The sequence below is a fragment of the Vibrio sp. 1641 genome, assembly GCF_033339995.1.
Classification (GTDB): domain Bacteria; phylum Pseudomonadota; class Gammaproteobacteria; order Enterobacterales; family Vibrionaceae; genus Vibrio; species Vibrio alginolyticus.
Genome location: NZ_JAWOVP010000305.1, coordinates 1 through 608, shown reverse-complemented (window position 1 = coordinate 608; position 608 = coordinate 1). Strand labels below are relative to the sequence as shown.

Here is a 608-nt window from a genome sequence, read left to right as displayed (position 1 = left end):
GTGGGTGACAGTGTCACCAAAAGTGGCGATGAAAGGTAAATTGCCCGTACTGAAAAGTGCTTTAGAGCGTGCTAATGAAATCAAGCACCCAGTCGGTACGCAAAAAGACATCGATCATCTTGATGGACTACTTGCAAACGCTGATATAAAGACAGAAACGGTGATCGCTTTACAACCAATCAGCCAGAAGCCTCGCGCAACTCAGTTGTGTATCGAAACGTGCATCGCGCGCAATTGGCGTCTATCTATTCAAACTCATAAATACCTAAGTATTGCTTAAGCTCGGAGAGTAAAATGAAAAAAGCTGTTGTTGTTTTCAGTGGTGGGCAAGACTCGACAACCTGTCTCGTACAAGCCCTTAAAGAGTTTGATGAAGTGCATGCAATCACTTTTGATTATGGCCAACGTCATAAACTGGAGATCGAAGTTGCACAAAAGATCGCCAAAGATCTTGATGTGAAAGCGCATAAAGTGATGGATGTCGGTTTACTGAATGAACTTGATATCAGCTCTCTGACGCGTGATGCCATCCCTGTTTCTTACGAATTACAAGAGAATGGCTTGCCGAATTCGTTTGTGCCTGGCCTTACTATTTTGTTCTTAACTGT

Annotated in this window: 1 protein-coding gene and 1 pseudogene; both read left to right on the top strand. The window is 43.3% G+C overall.

The window, feature by feature from the left end:
- Positions 1-280, top strand: a pseudogene (locus R7Z47_RS25670) (7-carboxy-7-deazaguanine synthase QueE); the annotation flags it as partial.
- 14 nt (positions 281-294) lie between these two features.
- Positions 295-608, top strand: a 314-nt coding sequence (locus R7Z47_RS25665) for a 7-cyano-7-deazaguanine synthase (protein WP_318130869.1), incomplete at its 3' end; no start/stop codon positions are given.